This is a genomic window from Pseudomonas sp. KB_15 (assembly GCF_052114525.1).
In the GTDB taxonomy this organism is placed as follows: domain Bacteria; phylum Pseudomonadota; class Gammaproteobacteria; order Pseudomonadales; family Pseudomonadaceae; genus Aquipseudomonas.
Genome location: NZ_JBFREX010000115.1, coordinates 1 through 647, shown reverse-complemented (window position 1 = coordinate 647; position 647 = coordinate 1). Strand labels below are relative to the sequence as shown.

The window sequence follows — 647 nt, the reverse complement described above, 5'->3', positions numbered from 1 at the left end:
ATGCGCAGCAGCGTGGTCTTGCCGCARCCCGARGGSCCCAGCAGCGCGGTCAGCTCGCCTTCGTCGAAATCGAGCGAGACGTTGTCCAGCGCGACGAAATCGCCGAAATGCTTCTGTACGTTCCTGACCTGAATGCTCATGATGGCTGCCCTTGCAGTGTCGGCGCGGGGCGGCTCGCGCCCTCGTCCTGATGTTCCTTGCTGGCGCGGAGTTCCACCAGCGTCTTGATGCCCAGCGTGACCAGCGCCAGCAGCGTCAGCAGCGACGCCACCGCGAACGCGGCCGCGAAGTTGTACTCGTTGTAAAGAATTTCCACGTGCAGCGGCATGGTGTTGGTCAGGCCGCGGATATGGCCCGAGACCACCGACACCGCGCCGAACTCGCCCATCGCCCGCGCATTGCACAGGATCACGCCATACAGCAGCCCCCAGCGGATGTTCGGCAGCGTGATATGGCGGAAGGTCTGCCAGCCGGAGGCGCCCAGCACGATGGCGGCCTCCTCTTCCTCGCTGCCCTGGGCCTGCATCAGCGGAATCAGCTCGCGCGCCACGAACGGGAAGGTGACGAAGATCGTCGCCAGCACGATGCCCGGCACCGCGAACATGATCTTGATATCGGGCGCCTCCAGCCACGGGCCGAACCAGCCC

The 647-nt window shown here is 65.4% G+C and carries 2 protein-coding genes; both read right to left on the bottom strand.

The genetic code is table 11. The features are described 5' to 3' along the window. Positions 1-140 (bottom strand): ATP-binding cassette domain-containing protein (locus tag AB4Z35_RS29955; protein ID WP_442101153.1); only part of this gene is annotated, 140 nt, incomplete at its 3' end. Further along, a partial coding sequence (locus tag AB4Z35_RS29950) for a sulfate ABC transporter permease (RefSeq protein WP_442101152.1) occupies positions 137-647 on the bottom strand: 511 nt, incomplete at its 5' end. The genes AB4Z35_RS29950 and AB4Z35_RS29955, both read right to left, overlap by 4 nt.